At 46.4% G+C, this 18,326-nt stretch carries 16 protein-coding genes; 7 read left to right on the top strand and 9 right to left on the bottom strand.

Annotation, left to right across the window (positions count from 1 at the left end; all coding sequences use genetic code 11):
• Nucleotides 1–73: 73 nt before the first annotated feature.
• Genes MKX46_RS18900 through MKX46_RS18885 form a run of 4 tightly spaced genes read right to left on the bottom strand, consistent with a single transcriptional unit; the run spans nucleotide 74 to nucleotide 3,570 of the window.
• Nucleotides 74–568: a DedA family protein gene (locus MKX46_RS18900; protein WP_029515865.1), complete on the bottom strand. Its 495-nt coding sequence runs from the start codon at nucleotides 566–568 to the stop codon at nucleotides 74–76.
• 22 nt (nucleotides 569–590) lie between these two features.
• Nucleotides 591–1,100, bottom strand: coding sequence for a CDP-diacylglycerol--serine O-phosphatidyltransferase (gene pssA, locus MKX46_RS18895; protein ID WP_029515866.1), 510 nt, complete (start codon nucleotides 1,098–1,100; stop codon nucleotides 591–593).
• Between the two features lie 23 nt (nucleotides 1,101–1,123).
• Nucleotides 1,124–2,893, bottom strand: coding sequence for a sensor histidine kinase (locus MKX46_RS18890; protein ID WP_165148282.1), 1,770 nt, complete (start codon nucleotides 2,891–2,893; stop codon nucleotides 1,124–1,126).
• Nucleotides 2,890–3,570: a response regulator transcription factor gene (locus tag MKX46_RS18885; protein WP_029515868.1), complete on the bottom strand. Its 681-nt coding sequence runs from the start codon at nucleotides 3,568–3,570 to the stop codon at nucleotides 2,890–2,892. The genes MKX46_RS18890 and MKX46_RS18885 overlap by 4 nt, the downstream gene beginning before the upstream one ends.
• 210 nt (nucleotides 3,571–3,780) lie before the next feature.
• Here MKX46_RS18885 and MKX46_RS18880 point away from each other — a divergent pair, with 210 nt between their 5' ends.
• From MKX46_RS18880 to MKX46_RS18870, 3 genes are all read left to right on the top strand, one after another.
• Nucleotides 3,781–5,124 carry a glycoside hydrolase family 30 protein gene (locus MKX46_RS18880; RefSeq protein WP_165148279.1) on the top strand — a complete coding sequence of 448 codons (1,344 nt, stop codon included), beginning with the start codon at nucleotides 3,781–3,783 and terminating at the stop codon, nucleotides 5,122–5,124.
• A gap of 195 nt (nucleotides 5,125–5,319) precedes the next feature.
• Nucleotides 5,320–5,709: a winged helix-turn-helix transcriptional regulator gene (locus tag MKX46_RS18875; protein WP_029515870.1), complete on the top strand. Its 390-nt coding sequence runs from the start codon at nucleotides 5,320–5,322 to the stop codon at nucleotides 5,707–5,709.
• 270 nt (nucleotides 5,710–5,979) lie between these two features.
• Nucleotides 5,980–6,426: a hypothetical protein gene (locus MKX46_RS18870; RefSeq protein ID WP_029515871.1), complete on the top strand. Its 447-nt coding sequence runs from the start codon at nucleotides 5,980–5,982 to the stop codon at nucleotides 6,424–6,426.
• A gap of 103 nt (nucleotides 6,427–6,529) precedes the next feature.
• On the opposite strand, the gene MKX46_RS18865 is transcribed toward MKX46_RS18870, so the two are convergent.
• Nucleotides 6,530–7,021, bottom strand: a complete 492-nt coding sequence (locus MKX46_RS18865; RefSeq protein ID WP_029515872.1) for a phenolic acid decarboxylase — start codon at nucleotides 7,019–7,021, stop codon at nucleotides 6,530–6,532.
• 166 nt (nucleotides 7,022–7,187) lie between these two features.
• On the opposite strand from MKX46_RS18865, the gene MKX46_RS18860 reads away from it, so the two are divergent.
• Nucleotides 7,188–7,736, top strand: a complete 549-nt coding sequence (locus MKX46_RS18860) for a PadR family transcriptional regulator (RefSeq protein WP_069010937.1) — start codon at nucleotides 7,188–7,190, stop codon at nucleotides 7,734–7,736.
• A gap of 68 nt (nucleotides 7,737–7,804) precedes the next feature.
• Here MKX46_RS18860 and MKX46_RS18855 read toward each other — a convergent pair whose 3' ends face one another.
• From MKX46_RS18855 to MKX46_RS18845, 3 genes are read right to left on the bottom strand one after another with little or no spacing between them, the layout of a single operon-like run.
• Complete coding sequence (locus MKX46_RS18855; RefSeq protein ID WP_341071626.1) at nucleotides 7,805–9,004, bottom strand: Ger(x)C family spore germination protein; 1,200 nt, start codon at nucleotides 9,002–9,004, stop codon at nucleotides 7,805–7,807.
• The gene (locus MKX46_RS18850; protein WP_029515875.1) at nucleotides 9,001–10,095 is read right to left on the bottom strand and encodes a GerAB/ArcD/ProY family transporter; all 1,095 of its coding nucleotides are present in this window, start codon (nucleotides 10,093–10,095) and stop codon (nucleotides 9,001–9,003) included. The genes MKX46_RS18855 and MKX46_RS18850 overlap by 4 nt, the downstream gene beginning before the upstream one ends.
• Before the next feature lie 22 nt (nucleotides 10,096–10,117).
• Nucleotides 10,118–11,818, bottom strand: a complete 1,701-nt coding sequence (locus MKX46_RS18845) for a spore germination protein (protein WP_341071625.1) — start codon at nucleotides 11,816–11,818, stop codon at nucleotides 10,118–10,120.
• Nucleotides 11,819–12,065: 247 nt separating this feature from the next.
• Between MKX46_RS18845 and MKX46_RS18840 the strand changes: the two genes are divergently transcribed.
• From MKX46_RS18840 to MKX46_RS18830, 3 genes are all read left to right on the top strand, one after another.
• Nucleotides 12,066–12,407 (top strand): phage tail protein, encoded by a 342-nt coding sequence (locus MKX46_RS18840; RefSeq protein WP_029515877.1) that lies wholly within the window; start codon nucleotides 12,066–12,068, stop codon nucleotides 12,405–12,407.
• A 48-nt stretch (nucleotides 12,408–12,455) separates the two neighbouring features.
• Nucleotides 12,456–16,352, top strand: coding sequence for an immunoglobulin-like domain-containing protein (locus tag MKX46_RS18835; RefSeq protein WP_341071624.1), 3,897 nt, complete (start codon nucleotides 12,456–12,458; stop codon nucleotides 16,350–16,352).
• Between the two features lie 234 nt (nucleotides 16,353–16,586).
• Nucleotides 16,587–17,915, top strand: coding sequence for an exosporium glycoprotein BclB-related protein (locus MKX46_RS18830; protein ID WP_341071623.1), 1,329 nt, complete (start codon nucleotides 16,587–16,589; stop codon nucleotides 17,913–17,915).
• A 68-nt stretch (nucleotides 17,916–17,983) separates the two neighbouring features.
• On the opposite strand, the gene nirD is transcribed toward MKX46_RS18830, so the two are convergent.
• Nucleotides 17,984–18,313: a nitrite reductase small subunit NirD gene (nirD, locus tag MKX46_RS18825; protein WP_029515880.1), complete on the bottom strand. Its 330-nt coding sequence runs from the start codon at nucleotides 18,311–18,313 to the stop codon at nucleotides 17,984–17,986.
• Nucleotides 18,314–18,326: the final 13 nt, after the last annotated feature.

The raw sequence follows: 18,326 nt of genomic DNA, 5'->3' as shown, positions 1-18,326 counted from the left end.
GTTGTACAATATCATCTTTATTTATATTATCGGTGGTATACGTGAAAAATGCTACATTACTTTTGGGGTCACCTTAATGAAAGTTTATATTCGCCCCTGCAATATAACCAATGGAGATAAAAATAAGCGTCCATATCAGAGAACCTGCGCTTGCCACCAGCATATATTTTCGGACAGGCATCGCACTAAGCCCTGACAAATAGCTTGTTGCATGTCTGACTCCTGGGATAAAATAACCAAACAAAATGGTCCACAACCCAAAGCGCGCAAACCACCCCTTAACTCTTGCAAATCGCTTCGGTGTCAATCCAACCCACTTGCCGTGCTTATCCACCAAGGGCTGGCCCAGCTTTTTGCCTAGCGTGTAGCTGATCATCATCCCTGTCATTGCACCGATGAAGCTGACTAAGATAGACACCGAATAATTCAGTACCATAATAGAAGATAAATAGCCGACAAACACCATAATAATTTCATCTGGAACCGGTAGGCCAATAATCCCAAGAGCAAGAAGAGCAAAAATAGCGATATATCCGTATTGTGTAATCATGCTGATGGCCCATTCCATAGGAGCGCCACCTCCTGACCGATTATTTTTTGAAGGACGGGAAGGGAATACGGCTAACCATCAGGAACGACAGCACTACCATTAACGCAAGCAACAACCCCGGCTTCAAATGCTCACTCCATAAAAACATAAAGGACAAAATCACTCCCGCCGCCGTAATCGGCATACCCACAAAGCCTTTACTAAAAGCCATTAGGTTGAATCTTGCCAATCTTACCGCACCACATATGACAAACAAAACAGCCACAAGTGGTCCTACCCAATGGGTATCTCCCAGCTTGTATAACAAGATCAAGAAAGCAGGGGCAACCCCAAATGAGACCACATCCGCCAGCGAATCGAGCTGTTTGCCAAAATCACTGGAACAATGCAGCAGCCTTGCCAGTAAACCGTCTAATACATCCCATAAAGCAGCCACCACCACGAGAATAAAGGCGGTCATGTATTGCTCATGAATCGTGAAATACAGGGATAAGACCCCTGCCCCCAGGTTTGCAATCGTGCATAGTGAGGGCAACCAATTCCATTTCATACTCTTAACTCCTTTGCCATAGCTTAGCCTCCGAATATAACAACAAAACGGACGCCGTCCTTGGTATTCTCCACCTTAAAGTGGAATTCGTGCAAATCCAAAATTCGTTTGACGATCGACAGCCCGAGCCCTGTCCCACCTGTCTGGCGGCTTCGGGACAGCTCAGCCCGGTAAAAGCGATCCCATATCTGCTCCAGTTGATCATCAGGAATGGTCTCACCTTTATTTTCAATGGAAAAGGAACTGATTTCCCCATCACCTTCGATACGAATCGTGATTGAGCTTCCTTCCTCAGCATGTCGTATGGCATTGACAACAAAGTTGATAATCACCTGTTCCATCCATCCTACATCGGCATGGATCGGCATCTCATTGGCGGGGATAATGACTACTTCCAGCTTTTTCTCCTTCAACAAATGGAATAGCTTGTCCACGACCTCCTCCACCAGCTCACTCAAGATAAAGGTCATCTTGCGAAGCTTGAGAGTACCCGATTCCAATTTGGCGAGGTCCAGCATATCTTTGACCAATCGCTCCATTTTGTCCGCTTCCTCTACAATGACTTTCATATAATGATCCTGCTTCCCGGCGCTAACCCCATCTTGTAATCCTTCTGCGAAGCCTTTAATGATACTCAGCGGAGTTTTCAGTTCATGAGAAGCGTTGGCAAAAAAGTCTTGTTGCACAGCCTCCATCCTCTGCTTCTGTTCCATATCCTCCACTAATTGCTGATTGGCCTCCTGAAGCTCGCGCAAAGCGGTGTCCAGGTTCTGGGACAGGGTATACATGCTGTAGGACAAGCTGCCCAGTTCATCATTCTGCCGGATTGGTGTATGGGCTGTAAAATCGAGCTTAGCCATCCGCTTGGCGGTATTATTCAAAGCAATGAGCGGGCGGGTCACCATCCGAGAATAGAACAGAGACAAAATTAGAATGAGTGCAAATCCTCCGATCCCTAAGTACAGATAAAACCAGCGCAAAGCCTCATTCGTCTCACTGATTTCCTGCAACGATGTCACAGTGAACAGGAGGTCGATCTCGCCTGTGCTCTGACGAACAGGATGGACTATAACTGCATTGCGTACCCCTGTCCAAGGTTCCGTCCAATCTTCCTCCAACACTTCGAAATTCTTAAGCTTCTCCAGATGCGACTGTGATAAAGGGAACCATTCCTCCAGCGCACTAAACAGTAAACCTTGTCGCTGACTCCATGTTTTCAGATCCGGCAGTACAATCTCTGTCACCGTACCGGAAAACCTTACACTGCCACCTGTGCTTGCCTCTTCCAAAGTTGATCCTATACTTTTGAAGCCAAGCTTCTGTATGCCGGTTGGATAAATTAAATTGGCGGAGGATATGCCTTCCGTTCCCAATCCCTCACCTTCAACCGTTACCGTATCGCCAGGCTGAAGCCGGGCAGCTCTCAGCTCATCTCCATACTCACTCATAAACAGAGACAGCGATATTTTAACGATTTTACCATCTGCTTTTCTTACATTGATATGAAACGCATCATCCAGCTTTACTTTGCCGTCCAGCGTTACAATCGCCAACTGGTTTTTATTCTGAAGCATAAAACGAGCTGCCTCACGCGAAACCCTGCCCGATCCCCAAGCCTCCTGGACATAACTTTGACCGAAGCTATGCAAACGACTTTCCACACGCCCAATCTTCTGTTTCTGATAAAAATTTTCAAAAAACAACAATTGACTTAAAATCACCATACCGTAAAAACACAGGAAAAACACAACCGTCATAATGAACAACTTAAAGGTAACTCCCCGTTTGTTCATTCTTCCTCCTCAAACCTGTAGCCAGTACCAAAAATAGTGCGGATATGGCGTGATTCACGTCCCAGCTTACTTCTCAGCTTTTTGATATGCGTATCGACAACTCGTGTATCTCCTTCAAAGTCGATGCCCCACACTCGGTTCAGTATCGCATCCCGTGAAATAACGATGCCTTTATTATGTATAAGCAGCCGCAGCAGCTCATACTCCTTGGGCGTCAGCTCGACTTCTGCCTGATCCACCTCAAGCCGATGAGCCATCGTGTTGAGAATGGCACTACCGAACCGCAAGATATGCGACTCTGGCTGCACATGTCCTTCCACCCGTTTCATCAGCGCGTTGGCGCGGGCGATCAGCACCTTGGGGCTGAAAGGTTTGGTCACGTAATCATCGGCTCCCAGTTCAAAGCCTAATATTTTATCATCATCACCGGATTTGGCTGTCAACAAAATGATCGGCACACCTGAACGGCTGCGCACCTGGCGGCACACCTCCCAACCATCCAGTTCCGGCATCATAATATCGAGTATAATCAGGTCAGGCTGCACCGAATCAAACCAGATAAGTGCATCTTTTCCATTGCCTGCTTCATAGACTTCCCAATTATTTTGTTTAAAATAATCCGCAATCACTTCACGAATACGTATTTCATCCTCGACAAGAAGAACTCTTTTCTTCAATCGACTTCCCTCTTTCGGTCATTCTAGGACACCAGTATATCAAAGACATGTGTTCTTTATGTGTTCTTGACACTTCTTATCAGCAAAAGTTCTCATCCGCAAATTTCACCTTGGATTAGGGCAAATTTGTCATCGCTCAGACCATCTCTTCCTCTAAGATCCTACCCTATAATAAGTTGAGATACAAAAAGCCTGACAGGAGGGTAACACATGAGCAATCAAACCATTCAGTGGTTTTCCACTTCCAAAGCTAAAGCTTGGCAATCCCAAGCTCACCATTTGACCGATACCCAAGAGAGTGCCAACCTAATCCTTACAGGAGAAACATATCAGCTTGTAGAAGGCTTTGGTGGCTGTTTTAATGAATTAGGTTATGTGGCCCTGAATCATTTGAAAAAGGACGACCGAGATCGGGTGCTTCATTCTCTCTTTCACCCAGAGGGCGAGCACAAATTCACGATATGCCGACTTCCTATTGGAGCGAGTGACTACGCGCTGGAATGGTATAGCCACAATGAAACAGACGGCGACGTGGAGATGAAGCATTTTTCCATCGAGCGCGATCAGCAGTATCTCATTCCTTTTATTCGAGAAGCGTTACAACTCAATCCGGACTTAAAGTTGTTCGCTTCACCCTGGAGTCCGCCGACATGGATGAAATCACCGAAAGCCTACAATTACGGCACGCTGCGCTGGGAAAAGGATATTTTGAAAGCGTATGCATTGTACTTTGTCAAATTTGTTCAGGCTTACCGGGAGGCAGGGATTACGATCCATCAGATTCATGTTCAAAATGAAGTCATTGCCGATCAGAAGTTTCCTTCCTGTGTATGGACCGGAGAGCAACTGCGTGAATTTATTCGCGACTATTTGGGTCCTGCTTTTGAGGAACACGGACTGGATACGGAAATTTGGCTGGGCACCATTAACGCACCCGATCCGTGGGAGGAATTAATGAAAAAGACTTCGACCGGATTCGATGAGTATGCCCATACCGTGTTAAGTGACCCCCAGGCCTACAAATATATTAAAGGTGTAGGCTACCAGTGGGCAGGCAAAAATGCCATTCAGCGCACCGTTGCCAGTTATCCTGAGCTTCGTTACATGCAAACCGAAAATGAATGCGGTAACGGAGAGAACTCATGGGACTACGCCAAATATGTATATAATCTGTACCAGCACTACTTCACCAATGGTGTGAATGCTTATATTTACTGGAATATGGTTTTGGAACCGAAAGGCAAGAGCACATGGGGCTGGGAGCAAAATTCGATGATTACCGTTGATCCAACGGATCGAAAACCTGTCCTGAATCCAGAGTATTATGTTATGAAGCATTTTTCTCATTTTGTATTACCGGGTGCCCGACGCATCGGACTTCGCGGCTCATGGACTGGAAATGCAGTTGCTTTTCAAAATACAGACGGGCAAAGAGTGCTAGTCATCGCCAATCCGTTCAAGGAATCACGTGTACTGAATCTGTCTCTCGGAAAAACAACACACCGCTTGGAGCTGGAGCCAGAGTCCTTTAATACGATCGTGATTCCTTCTTAACGCCGCAGTTTTCTGGAATTATGCATATATTAGGAATATTACGTTCCTGTTTTCCGGTCCTGCGTAATCATCATGCTTCACTGTCCAGTCGATCTGTATCCATATACGTATGCATAGTTTCCAAAATGGATGTATATCCTTTTGCGTATAGTAACTATAAATAGTATACTTGGAATAACTATGGACAGGAGGTCGATGAATATCACTACTGTAAAAGACCGGATTGATTTGAAGCTGATTAATTGTGATAAGGAATTGACTCTCGCGGTCATCGGTGGAAAATGGAAGCTGATTATTTTGTGGCATCTCGGTATGGAAGGCACCAAGCGGTTTGGTGAATTGAAGAAGCTGATTCCCCATATTACGCAAAAAATGCTGACTAACCAATTGCGCGAGCTGGAAGAAGATAAACTCATTCTACGTAAAGTCTATCCTGTCGTCCCTCCGCATGTGGAATATTCACTGACAGAGCATGGCGAAAGCCTGATTCCGGTACTGAGAGCAATGTACGATTGGGGATCAAACTATCGCGAGAACGTGATTTGGAAAGAAGAAGAAGCGGTTCAAGACGTCACACCCGTGTGACCAGCAAACAAGCATTTTGCGAAATGCTAAACTATATTTCTCGTAGAGGCGACCCTGGGAAGATCTGGGGTTGTTTTTTTGTGATATAAAGACATTCTCCAAGATAATAAAAGATATGGATGCAAGTATCCGTTTCCATTGGCATTAAAGATCGTTTTCCGCTACATATCCTCATTTTACACTTGTATTCGTGATTTACATTACATCCGCTGTGACGTATGATTCTTCCATCCCTATTTACAGTGAACTCGAGAAGGAGGCCATTCTAGCATGAGCATGACGCTTGCCCAGCCCACAACGTCCCAAGCGACCCAATTACGCATTGGTTCCATGGAAATGATTCAATACGATTATCGTCAATTTCCTGACTCGAAACCCTATCAACACCATTGCTGTGGCTTGCTTACTATGTCGTGTAACGGCGCTCAAGGTCTGGCAGAATATGAGTTACCTGAAATTAAAGGCGCCTTTGACCTCGTCCGCTGGGCTTCCGTGTTTACCTCACTCAAGGGTCTGTCCTTAACCGAGGCTGAGCAATATATTCAGCACCACGCTGATCACTGGGGGCCTGATAAAACAGAGCTGGCTCTATCTGCCTTATCCGATCTGACTGCCCATGCGAACCTGCACATTCTCTCCCCATTAGCGACCATCCTCCCCCCTCGGATTAGTCGTTCGTATCTCATCGAGCATGGCCTGGTCTACTATTCATTCTAAATATCGTCCACCACTCCATTAGCAATCTACTTTCCAGTTCATGCAAAAAAGCCTGAGACTGTTTATCACAGGCCAGGCTTTTACACTTTCAGCACAGAGTTGATCACACTTGCAGTTTACCTGCACGAATATCGTCTGTCATTCCTTCATAAGGTGCTTGGGAAATTAATTGTTCGTTGTTCACACCCGCATTTTCGATGAATGTAATATCTGCAAATTCAGGCACCACATACTTTGGATACGTTTCATACTTTTCACGCGATTCTTCCATTAGCGGAATAAAATCGTTTTGGTAGCGCACAGTGATTTCCGGATGCTCATGAACCCATTTAGGGAAGAAAATAATGCCGTGCATACGTTTTTCCTCAGGCATAAAATTCAGAGAAACGTCAGTGCCTGTCGGTTCGGTCCACGATACTTTATACACATTTTCCACCAGTTTCGCCAGATTGACCTTCTGATCACGTACCCAGCGGCCACCTACCATACCACTATGAATGCGATAATCGATCGTATCTTCATTTTTAATATATATTTCGTACTCCCAACCATTCTCATAGGTGTAGATCATGTGGCTGCCGATAAACTTGTCCATCTTGCATCCTTCTTTCCTCAATTATAATTTTTCATGAATTGAATGGGATACCAAAGATAATAAATATTCAATTCAAACATGTAAATATAAACATGTTTTTAACTACATATAAATTGTAGCACTGTGGTATACTAGTGTCAAATACCGTTTTACGAGGAGAGCTACGTTGAAACGCACTTTAAAATATGCCATTTTGGGCCTAGTTCACAAAGAGGAAATGAGCGGCTACGATATTACGAGCCAATTCAAGCAGGAAATCGGACAATTTTGGAGCGCCAAACACAGTCAGATTTATCCCGAGTTAAAAAGGCTGACTGAAGAGGGACTCATTGAATATCGCACCTCCATTACAGGAGCCAAGCTGGAAAAAAAATTGTACTGCATTACCCCCAAAGGAACCCAAGAGCTGACGGAATGGCTGCTAAGCCCCAAGGAGTTACCGGAAACGGAAAAAGATGAGTTTATGCTTATGCTGTATTTCTCAGCGGCCATCCCCAAGGAAGAGAACAAGCGATTGTTCGAGGACCAGATTGCCAAACGTAAAGAAAAACTGGAGTATCTGTACGAAAGTAAAAAATCCCTCCAACAGCTGGACGAGAATCTTCAATCCCCCGGCTCTAACCAATTCGGGCATTATCTGGTGCTGAGCCGTGCCATTAATCGGGAAGAAAGCTATATTACGTGGCTGGAAGAAACACTGTCCCTGTTTGAATAGCCTAAAAAACCTTCAACGTCACGTAGATTCGTGGTATTGAAGGTTTTTCTAAAATAAGTACGTGCAAACTAGTCTGCCGTCGTAATCGAAGAGCCGTAATCTTCAATATGGATATCTGTGCTAAACCGTACAGGAATGGTACTAAAAGTGGTATCCCAATCCTCTTTGACCTTACGCCAAACTTTAGGATGCTGAATCCTCAAGGCCTCTCCGAAACCTCCGACGTCAACCTTCAGCTTTTGCATTTTAGCTAACGTTTGTTCAGCTAATGAATTCACTTTCTCCTGAAAGAGACTCTCTTCTTGTCCAAGCACATTGTTGCTACGCAAATTTTCATTCTTTATATGCACCTCCGAAATGCGTCCCTCTGAGGTCATTTTTACCTGAAAGGAAATGTCATCCCCCTGAACGATGGCCTTGGTCTTGCTTTTCACCGCTTTGATCTCATATGCTATATTTTTACCGGTTTTCGGATCGCTGCTTTTCAGCACGCCTCCATCCAATTGGCCTTTGATCCACATAAGACCCTCGACCTCCGACTCATTCAGATAACCACCGTAGGTTTGTGTCTTTCCCTTGATGATTCCCGCACCTGCGAGCTTGATTTCATTCTCCGCCGTAATGACATTAGGTAATATAAAGCTTCTTTCACCCTTCATGGGTCCGATCACTTTAGCCAAAGCCATGGGCTTTATCAACCGCGCGTTCCGTTTACGGTTTTGGAATATATCCTTTAATATATAAGCAGGAATCTGACCAGGAATTTTCTCCTGAAGCGCATTCCCCGCCTTGTCTGTACTAATCAGTAGCTGTACGCTGGGCCGAATGTCATTATCCCCCAAGAAAAAGTCCAGCAGCTCATACAACGGAATCTTGCGAAGCAGACTGGAGCTGATAATAATCGTTTTCAAATGTTGCCCGATGGGAGGTCGATTGGTCCGCAATGAAATTTCTCTGAGCATTTCAAAAACGGAATCCCCCGTTTCCGTAATATTAAAAAATTTTTTAGCTTGCGGGGAGGAGCTATTGGAGCCTCCGCTTTCCTCTGGGATGACAAATTGGAAGGTTCCAGTGATTAACTCTTTTTTTGGATAATCTCCTCCTTTTCGATTAATTTGCTCTTCTTGCGAAGATTCTGCCTCTACATCCATAGCAATACCTGTCATCAGATTTAGATCCTCCACCGGCGAGCTGCTCCAACAACCTGAAAGTGTACAACATACTAGGAGTGCGGTCATTCCGAGTAATCCCGACCGTGCCCTCATCATGACCGCACCTTCCTCCAGCGAGAAATAAGCAGAAGTGGCAGTGGAAGCAGAGCGAATAAAACAAAAGCTCCATTCCCCAGGATCGTTCCAAAAGAAAATAACTCATTCAGATTTTTGGGAATTTGGGATAGGAAGTAGATGATCGGAAGCAAAATGAACAGCGTCTTGGAATAAGAGCTATTCAAAATTTGAGAAACTCCGAGCGAAGCGCAATAAAAAGCAATACTAAAAGTGGAAAAAATTTGCATGATCCAAATGGTCAACAATAAGGATTCGAACCGTTCCAATAACAGGTACTCCACTTCAAAACTGCGAGCCAAATCTAAAAATGGCCAGGTTCTGCTCAAGACTCCTTCGAACGAAAAAGCGCCAATGCATAGGATCAGCGTTGCTGTATAAAAAGCGACCGCGATCCCGATCGCCAGTCCGATTGCCTTGGTTGCTTTCTCGGGTTTTTCCATCCGACAAAAAATAATCAGCAAGGACTCTGTCCCCGTTAATGTCAGGATTGTAGTCTTGAGCGTTCTAACCACTGGCATCACCCCCTCCGACAAGACAGGACGCAAATTATTCAATTCGAAAATATTTAAACTCAGCAAGCATATCAACAAAAAGATAGCCGTCGTAATCGGGAATATCAATTGGCATATTTTCCCTAATGAGCTTACTCCTCCCATGCATAGGTACAGAGAGAGCCACATAAAAGGTGCTGAAATTGCCCACGCCGGAGTGCCTTCAAGCAGAAAGAACGACGTTACTTCCTCCACAGATCGGATTTCAAATGCGGCTATACAAACAAAATAAATAACAATCAGCATACCAATCCCTTTGCCAATGACTTTGCCTGTTATCCGCTGAACATACTGGTAAAAGGTACTTTCTGGAAACCTTGAACTTAGTTTGATCATAATCCATCCGAGCAGGAAAGTGCCCCCCCCTGCTAAAATGACAGATATCCACGCATCCGGTGTTTTTGCAACTTCAGTTGCTACTCTGGGAAGGGTAAGCAACCCGGCAGCCAGCATAAAGGAAACCACAATTGCCGTTGTCTGCAACGTTGTAATTTTATCCGCTTTTTTCCCACGGGCCATCTTGCTCCCTCCTGTGTTGAGCTCATCCTTGTCGCTTAGGGTCTTTATGCTTCAAAAGAATGGGTCTATTTTTCATAAATTGCAGCGGTGCTCGTATGAAGTAATCTTTCCAGTCCTTCAACGAACGGGGGACCGTTAGACTCAGGAACGGCACACCGAAGCTGTGTAATTTAACCATATGAATACTCAGCATTAGGAAAAACATGATTACGCCATACAACCCGAAGGTGGCCGCCGTAAACATGGCTCCAAAGCGCATGACACGCATGGAAATCCCAGCGCTGTATACAGGGGCTGAAAAGGAAGAAATCGCTGTAACGGCCACCACAATTACGAGAATCGGGCTTACAATCCCGGCGTTAACAGCGGCCTGTCCAATAATCAAACCGCCGACGATGCCCATCGCTGGACCGATGGGTTTGGGGAGCCGAAGTCCCGCCTCACGTAAAATTTCGATAGAAATCTCCATAATCAGGGCCTCAACCAGCGTCGAAAACGGAACCCCTTGTCTCGCACTGATAATGGAAATGACCAGCTTGGTTGGAATCAATCCGGGATGAAACGAGATAAAGGAGATATAGAGCGCCGGGGCGAACAACGATATGAAAGTTGCCATAAAACGAAGGAATCGTATAAGCGAACCCGGTATCCATCGTTCATAATAATCTTCGGGGGACTGGAGCATCATCCCATACGTTACAGGCATAAGAAGCGCAAAAGGTGTACCGTCCAGCAGAATCGCCACACGTCCCTCCAGCAATGCAGCCATGACCCGATCCGGTCTCTCCGTATTTTGAATTTGCAGAAAGGGGCTAAGAAAATTATCCTCAATAAGCTGCTCCACATAGCCCGACTCCAATACCTCATCCATATCAATGGTTTTGACCCGCCGCTTCACCTCATCCACAAGCTCCGGGTCGGCAATGTCTCTGAAATACACCACCATTAGCTGTTTTTCCACTCTTTTTCCAACTTTGAAGGACGACATGGCCAGTTCCGTACTTTCTCCATGTCTGCGCAGCATTGCCGTATTATCGCTGAGGGTCTCGGTAAAACCGACTCGCGGTCCTCGCAGCACCGATTCCGATATCGGGTCCTCCACCCCTCGTGTATTCCCTTTGGGTGTACCCAGCACAAAAGCGCCGGGTATGCCCTGAATTATAAGTATGACAGAACCGAACAGCACCTTTTGCAAGGAGAACTGCACCTCTAACGTATACTCTGTCTCCGATACCAGCATGACCTGACGAATAAACATATCCCGAAGCTCTTTTCCTCTCGGAAGATCCTCCCCGCCTTGTCCTGAACTGCCCCAATCCATCAGTGGCTTTAAAATGTTCTGATCCATGCCAACCTTGTCTGTTAATCCATCCACAAAAAAAAGTGTACCTACAGCGTTCAGTTTTCCCAGGAAAATAGATCGTTCGTTCACATCTGCCATATCCGCGACGGCTTGTCTGACTTTTTCTATATTCGCCTCATAATCTTCGGTAAAGGTTCCCTTTTCCTTCTCTGCCTCACTTACAGACGGGTTGCGATCTGCCTGCTCCGAACGGTCTTCTTCTTCTAGAAGCTTTAATCGTTCCATACGTCTGCTCTCTCGACCATCCATCGCTTTAATTTGTCGTACCGTCAGAAAAATAATCAAAGGTATGATGAACAAAAAGACAGCTTCTATCCATACGTTCCATTTGGGTATATGAGTTCCGATGACCTGCCACACGTTCTTTCCTCCTTTACTTCCATAGGATTTGTATATAGATTTACCTGGATTAGAAAAAAGATGCATGGACGATAGGTGGGATGGAATAAATTTCTTTGCTCACAAAAGGAATAAAAAGGTGAATTTGATAGATGAACTGTAGTGTCAAATGTAGAAATCCATGATAATATCTATTCATTCTATGACTAATGTCACAAATTTGTTGAATTCGTGGTCCATTATTCGAATCTAAAAAGGAGTTGTAGGTATGAAGAATCATTTTTGGAAGAAAACCGCTGTGTTGAGTTTGTTAGCGGTCATTTTGTTAGGTGGAACGGCAATCAGTCCCAAACAGGCACATGCAGGTTATGAGCCTTATATTGGGGAAATTACGGTGTACCCGTACATGTTCGCTCCTAAAGGTTGGCTAAAATGCGAGGGCCAGATCTTGAGCATTGCTCAGAATTCAGCATTATTTAGCCTGCTGGGCACTAATTTTGGCGGCGATGGAATGAGCACATTTGCATTGCCTGACTTGCGCGGAGCTTCCCCGTTGCCAAATGTAAACTACTACATCGCAACCGAAGGGGCATACCCGTCCCGCCCATAAGATGAATACGCTCAATAGTGTGCTATTTAATAAAGAAGAGGTGATAGCGTGCTCGAAGGCAATAACTTCACACGCAACAAATTGAAACCCTATCGGTTGCTGGTTCCATTGCTGCCATTCATCGGCGGTGCGTTCCTGCTCATAGGGACGAATGAGGCACATGCTGCCGGTTGGGAAAATGTAGTGTTGCACAAGCCTGTAAGCTCAAGCGGTTACACGCAACCCTATGATCCCTCCAGAGCGGTAGATGGGTCAATCGAGCCAACAAGCCGCTGGTATCAAGCTAGCAACGGTGAGAAATGGATCCAGGTAGACTTGAGAGATTGGTATATCGTAGATCGATACGTTGTTACAGGTATGGGTGTCCATTATGGATGGAACGATCAACGTGATCCATACAGTTTCCGATTGCAGACAAGCAGCAACGGAATTAATTGGGTGACTGTTGATACCGTACAGAATAATGGAAGCTCTAATGTTGAAAAGAGCATTGCCCCTGTAACTACACGATACTTGCGATTAACTATTGATCAAGGAAATGCAAGAAACAATCAATGGACTTCCATCATGGAATTCGCAGCTTATGGGGAGCAATTGCCTATTCCACAGGCTCCGGGCCATTTTGCAGGAACCAAAAATGGAAATACAGTGGAGTTAAGCTGGGATGCTGTTCCTTATGCAACATCATACAAAGTCATACGAGATAGCGTAACGCTCTATACAGGCAGCTTAACCCAATTCATAGACACTTCAGCCTTGCCGCCAGGTGAAGCAATTTATACGGTTCAGGCTGTGAATGCTAAAGGGGAGAGCACTCCCTCAGAGGTTAAAGTGATTATACTTACCGATGCCGAGAGAGTTGCACAGGCAAAAGCCGCTCTTGCTTTAGGCTTTGCATCTGGAGATACAGCTGATTCGGTATCTCAAAATCTGACACTACCCCTCACTGGATTGAATGATACGACGGTGAGCTGGAGTTCGGATACTCCTGACGTCATTACGAATGAGGGGGCTGTCACACGCCCGCGGTACGATCTGGGTGACCGAAAAGTAAAACTGACAGCTACGATTGCAAAAGGAACCGCCTCGGATACTCAAACTTTCGAAGTTACCGTACCGAAGATAACTGCACATGATACATTGGATCAAGCAGCAGGTGCCCTCTCGCTTGGCGATTTGTCTGCGCTGACAGAAAATATATCTCTCCCATTATCCGGTTATGGTGGTACGCAGATCGAATGGTCCTCGTCCAAACCTCTTGTCATTGCATCAGATGGAACACTCACCAGACCCTCTTATAGTAGTGGAGATACTGACGTTATCCTAACGGCTACCCTGCAACTTGCAGGCTTAACGAAAACAAAGAATTTTACTGCGCATGTATTCCGTCTGCCCATGAGCGATACAGAAGCCGTTGACGCAGCATACAGGGCGCTTGAGTTGCCAATGACTACAGTAACCGGAGACGTATATTTGCCAAAAGACGCATTGAATGGTGTTCAGGTGTCATGGTCATCGACTCAGCCCCAGTTCCTGGATCATACGGGGCATGTAACATTCCCAAGCTATGTGCAAGGCGATCAGACCATCACGCTGGAAGCAGTTGTGTCACGAGGCTGGGTTGAGCTGCGAAAAACATTCAGCCTGCTCGTGCCCGCACTGCCCGTAAGTGCTGATGAAGCCGTAAATTTGGCAGCAAATACACTAAATTTGGATTATCCGCAAGGGATTAAGGATTCCATTGCTCTGCCTCGTACAGGAGCATTTGACACCCAGATTGACTGGTCTTCGGATCAACCGGATATCCTCAGCAATAGTGGTCAGGTGAATCGGCCTAAATATACAGACGGTGATGCGAATGTACAATTAATTGCCATTATTTCTAAAGGTGCAGCTTCTGTACAAAGAACATTCACGATCACAGTGCTGAAGGCATTGCCGAATACACCTTACGTACGATTGAACGGCAGTAATCCAATTGTTCTGGAAACCGGCGACAGCTTCACTGATCCAGGAGCCAGCGTACTGGACAGTGTTTACGGCAATATCCTGCTCCCTGAGCTTTCAGGTAGCGGGAATGTTGATACAAATGTACCTGGTGTATATGTATTGAACTATGCTTATAGCGACAACGGGGGTTGGACGGCAGAGCCTGCAGAACGCCATATAAACGTGCTGCCTCGTGCTGTTACAGCCGCAGCAGGCAATGAGGATATAGCCTCTGTGATCGTTACAGGCGCCTTACCGAACGCACGGCTTGAGCTGTACAATGCTCAGCAGGAGCTTATAGCGGAAGGAATTGCTTCCGGAGAGGGTAGATATACATTTATACCCGTTCCTGAAGGAGCCACCTACTATGTGCTACAGAACGTAAATGGCATGAAGAGCGCTCCGTCAGGGCTAGTGTATCCGCAAGGGTTAACCGCGCAGCGCGTTGCCGATTCCATCACAAGCATAACACCTCCTACAACAAGTGATACATTGCTCAGGTTGCCTGTTGTACCTGATGGTTTCCGTGTGACCATCAGCAGCAGTAGCCAGCCAGACATCGTGCGTACAGACGGAACTATTGTTCAAGCAGGTACTCCTTCCGTTGTAACTATCATGCTGGATGTTATGAGGGTAAGTGATGGTTCTCATGCTTTGACGCAAGCCATAGAAGTCACCGTTCCTGCCAAGGTAATTGCGAATACAGGCAAATCTAACAAAGATAAGACTGAGGATCTATCTACTTTCGTGCCACAGATCGGATTTTCCGAACAAGGGAAAGAGTTCTCCCTCTTTGTTCCTTCGCCGGCATTTCTGGATGAGCAGATACAGCAAGCACTTCGTGAGGGCAAAGCATACGCAGACATTCGTTTGGAGCAGGAAAAACAAATGAGTCGTGTTCTCCTTCCTCATTCTTTACTGAATAAGTGGGATAAGATGGGTGCATCGGTAATATCCCGATATGGAACACTGAGGATATCCAGTGACACCTTAACCAGCATGGCCTCAGGTCAGCAGGACGTTACATTGTCATTCCAGCAGGTAGATGTACAGCGTGCACAGCAGATCCGTGATTGGGCTGAGCAACAATCCAGCCTGACGCTGATGGGTCCGGTTACAGACATCAAAGCCAATATGACAGGGACAGGGACATCGACCATCATTCTACCGCTGGATAACGAATCCTTAGGTGAGTTACACAATGCAGAGCCCCAGTTCTCCATTCTTGTTATTCATGAGAATGGCGAGCGTGAGATTCTAAAAGGTACTGCTGTATTGGATTCAAACGGGATATTGTCGGGTGTGAGTCTGAATACGACCGGGTTAGGTACCTTTGCCATCGCCACAGATGCAAAGCCTCAAACCGATCATACCCGTGTGCAAAATGCCCCAATCAATTCGTCAGATTCGCAAGAGCTAGCTCAAGTATGGCCAGATGTACAAGGCCATTGGGCAGCGAAGTCCTTGCAATCTCTTGCAGACAAAGGCTGGATACAAGGCTATAAAGACGGCAACATACGTCCTGAGCGCGCTGTAAGCCGTGCAGAATTTGTAGCCATACTGACCAGAGCATTGGGAACTGCTGGAGATGAGAGCCCTTCTACCTCATTTACAGATATGAAGGGACACTGGGCTGGATCATCTGTGGATTCTGCTTACCGTCAGGGATGGATTCAAGGGCTAACCGCTCAAACTTTCGGACCTGATGAAAGCCTTACCCGTGAACAGGCGATGGTGATCCTGTCACACGCGATGCAGAATCAGACATCCATTTCCAGCACTACTGCACTGCAATCCTACAAGGATGAGCAGCAGATTTCAGCGTGGGCCTCCGCAGCATTCCAAAATGCAGTATCCTCCGGCTGGATCAGCGGTTATCCAGATGGAACGCTCAAGCCAAAAGCGGCTATCAGCAGAGGTGAGATGGCTGAACTGTTAGTACGTATGCTTAAATAAGAATTTTCAAGTTTCATAGATCAGATGAGTATAGCCAATACAACGCGGCCTCCAAGTTTTTCGGGGGGCCGTATTTTTTATGTGTATTTTATGTACGAGCCTTCAACAATCATTTTTGCTTGGTCATTCACCCTTTTCGCTTCAGAAAATATATTATGAGTATCTGCGAAACGGGGCGATGAACCACCTGTCACCTCTACTGTAGGAAGAACGATCAGGAGGAGATATTTGAGCATGAAACATAAAAAACCGTTCAGGTTCAGTGGTGCATCAAAAAAAGATGAAGACTGTAAACCAACAAGAGTAAATAGAAGTATCGAAGATCTTCTCAGGCTGATTAATGAAATGACCGCGATTATCCCCATCGTGTTCGCAAACCCTTCTGCGGCTAATGTATCTTCCTTGCAACAGGTTTTAAGACGTCTGTTGTCTCTGGCGAAAAGCTTAAGGCTTCGCGGCGGGGCCAAGGCAGACTTACTGGCAGCGCTGGAGCTTGCTATTGTTGCGTTAGAAGCTACACCTTTCTCGCCGATCGGCGTAGGTACTGCACTGCAACAATTACTGGATGCCTTATTATCCATCGTTTTACAAGAATCCCTCGATCCTGCTCTTAAGGACAGCTTAATCAACGCGATCAGAATCGCTGGAACGATGGTTAGCAACGTATTAGGTGAAACATACTTGTCAGGGGAGCCCGGTGCACAAGGACCCTCAGGGCCGCCGGGGCTTCCAGGACCGGTGGGACCCGGCGGTGCGCCTGGACCAGCAGGTGGACCAGGGCCACAAGGACCTCCAGGACCTATCGGAGCGGCCGGACCTGTGGGCCTTGACGGGCCTGCGGGACCTGTTGGAGCGACTGGACCTGTGGGCGCCGCTGGGCCCGCTGGGCCTATCGGGGCCGCTGGACCGGAAGGCCCTGCCGGACCAGTCGGCGCTACGGGTGCTACGGGAGCCGATGGTCTACCGGGCGCGGTTGGCGCTGTCGGACCCGCTGGGGCCACGGGTGTTACGGGCGTTACAGGGATTACCGGAGCCACCGGCTCGGGAGCCATCATCCCGTTTGCTTCCGGAGGGCCTGCTACACTGACAACTGTTCTTGGTGGGCTGGTAGGAACCACAAGTTTGATCGGCTTCGGAAGCTCAGCTACAGGTATTGGCCTCGTAGGCGATACCATTGACCTCACAGGTACGCTTGTAGGACCGCTTATTAACTTTGCTTTTTCCGTACCACGGGATGGCGTAATTACCTCTATTGCTGGTTACTTCAGTACAACAGCTGCTCTGACCCTCTTAGCATCATCCGTTAGCATTACTGCCCAGTTGTTTAGTTCCCCAACACCTAATAATTCCTTCACAGCGATTCCCGGAGCTACCGTTATATTGACTCCCCCACTGACTGACATTGTTGCTTTGGGAACGATCTCTAGTGGTATTACTACCGAATTGGCTATACCCGTAACCGCGCAGACCCGTCTACTTATGGTCTTCTCAGCAACGGCTACAGGAGCCTCCCTCCTCAACACCGTGGTGGGTTATGCGAGTGCAGGCATTACCATTACCTGATCCAAGCCGAAAAGGGCCCAACAGGATTGTCCTGTTGAGCCCTTTTTATTTGTATTCCATCAGATGAACTAAACCGTTTCGAGCGATATTTTTACTTCTTCTCCCTCTTCACAAACAGCGAACGTTTTAACTTGTCCGTGATCAGGCTCTTGAACGATGCCTGTCTGCAGGTCAATTTTCCAGTCATATAAAGGATCATAGATATAATGACCAGATACTATCGCCTCTGTAAGAGGACCTCTTTTGGGATGAGGATTGATATTTTCAACGGCATAAAGCTCATTCTCCGAAGTGCGAAAAACAGCAATTTCGACACCTTTGATGTGGATGGTACGTCCTATTCTGATCGGAAAATCCTTACTGTGACCGACGACAAGCCATTCGGCATTTTTGATCATTTGCTTGATTGCT

The sequence above is a fragment of the Paenibacillus sp. FSL P4-0113 genome, from assembly GCF_038009305.1.
GTDB classification, from domain to species: Bacteria; Bacillota; Bacilli; order Paenibacillales; family Paenibacillaceae; genus Paenibacillus; species Paenibacillus polymyxa_D.
The sequence above is the reverse complement of the archived record's forward strand: the minus strand, read 5'-3'. Positions and strand labels throughout refer to the sequence as shown.

What these genes read in the sequence shown, in the direction of transcription:
- MKX46_RS18865 (WP_029515872.1), bottom strand. Translation starts at nt 7,021, where the DNA reads ATGGACAAGTTTATCGGCAGCCACATGATCTACACCTATGAGAATGGT.
- nirD (WP_029515880.1), bottom strand. Translation starts at nt 18,313, where the DNA reads ATGATCAAAAATGCCGAATGGCTTGTCGTCGGTCACAGTAAGGATTTT.
- MKX46_RS18875 (WP_029515870.1), top strand. Translation starts at nt 5,320, where the DNA reads ATGAATATCACTACTGTAAAAGACCGGATTGATTTGAAGCTGATTAAT.
- MKX46_RS18830 (WP_341071623.1), top strand. Translation starts at nt 16,587, where the DNA reads ATGAAACATAAAAAACCGTTCAGGTTCAGTGGTGCATCAAAAAAAGAT.
- MKX46_RS18900 (WP_029515865.1), bottom strand. Translation starts at nt 568, where the DNA reads ATGGAATGGGCCATCAGCATGATTACACAATACGGATATATCGCTATT.
- MKX46_RS18880 (WP_165148279.1), top strand. Translation starts at nt 3,781, where the DNA reads ATGAGCAATCAAACCATTCAGTGGTTTTCCACTTCCAAAGCTAAAGCT.
- MKX46_RS18850 (WP_029515875.1), bottom strand. Translation starts at nt 10,095, where the DNA reads ATGGCCCGTGGGAAAAAAGCGGATAAAATTACAACGTTGCAGACAACG.
- MKX46_RS18870 (WP_029515871.1), top strand. Translation starts at nt 5,980, where the DNA reads ATGAGCATGACGCTTGCCCAGCCCACAACGTCCCAAGCGACCCAATTA.
- pssA (WP_029515866.1), bottom strand. Translation starts at nt 1,100, where the DNA reads ATGAAATGGAATTGGTTGCCCTCACTATGCACGATTGCAAACCTGGGG.
- MKX46_RS18840 (WP_029515877.1), top strand. Translation starts at nt 12,066, where the DNA reads ATGAAGAATCATTTTTGGAAGAAAACCGCTGTGTTGAGTTTGTTAGCG.
- MKX46_RS18855 (WP_341071626.1), bottom strand. Translation starts at nt 9,004, where the DNA reads ATGATGAGGGCACGGTCGGGATTACTCGGAATGACCGCACTCCTAGTA.
- MKX46_RS18890 (WP_165148282.1), bottom strand. Translation starts at nt 2,893, where the DNA reads ATGAACAAACGGGGAGTTACCTTTAAGTTGTTCATTATGACGGTTGTG.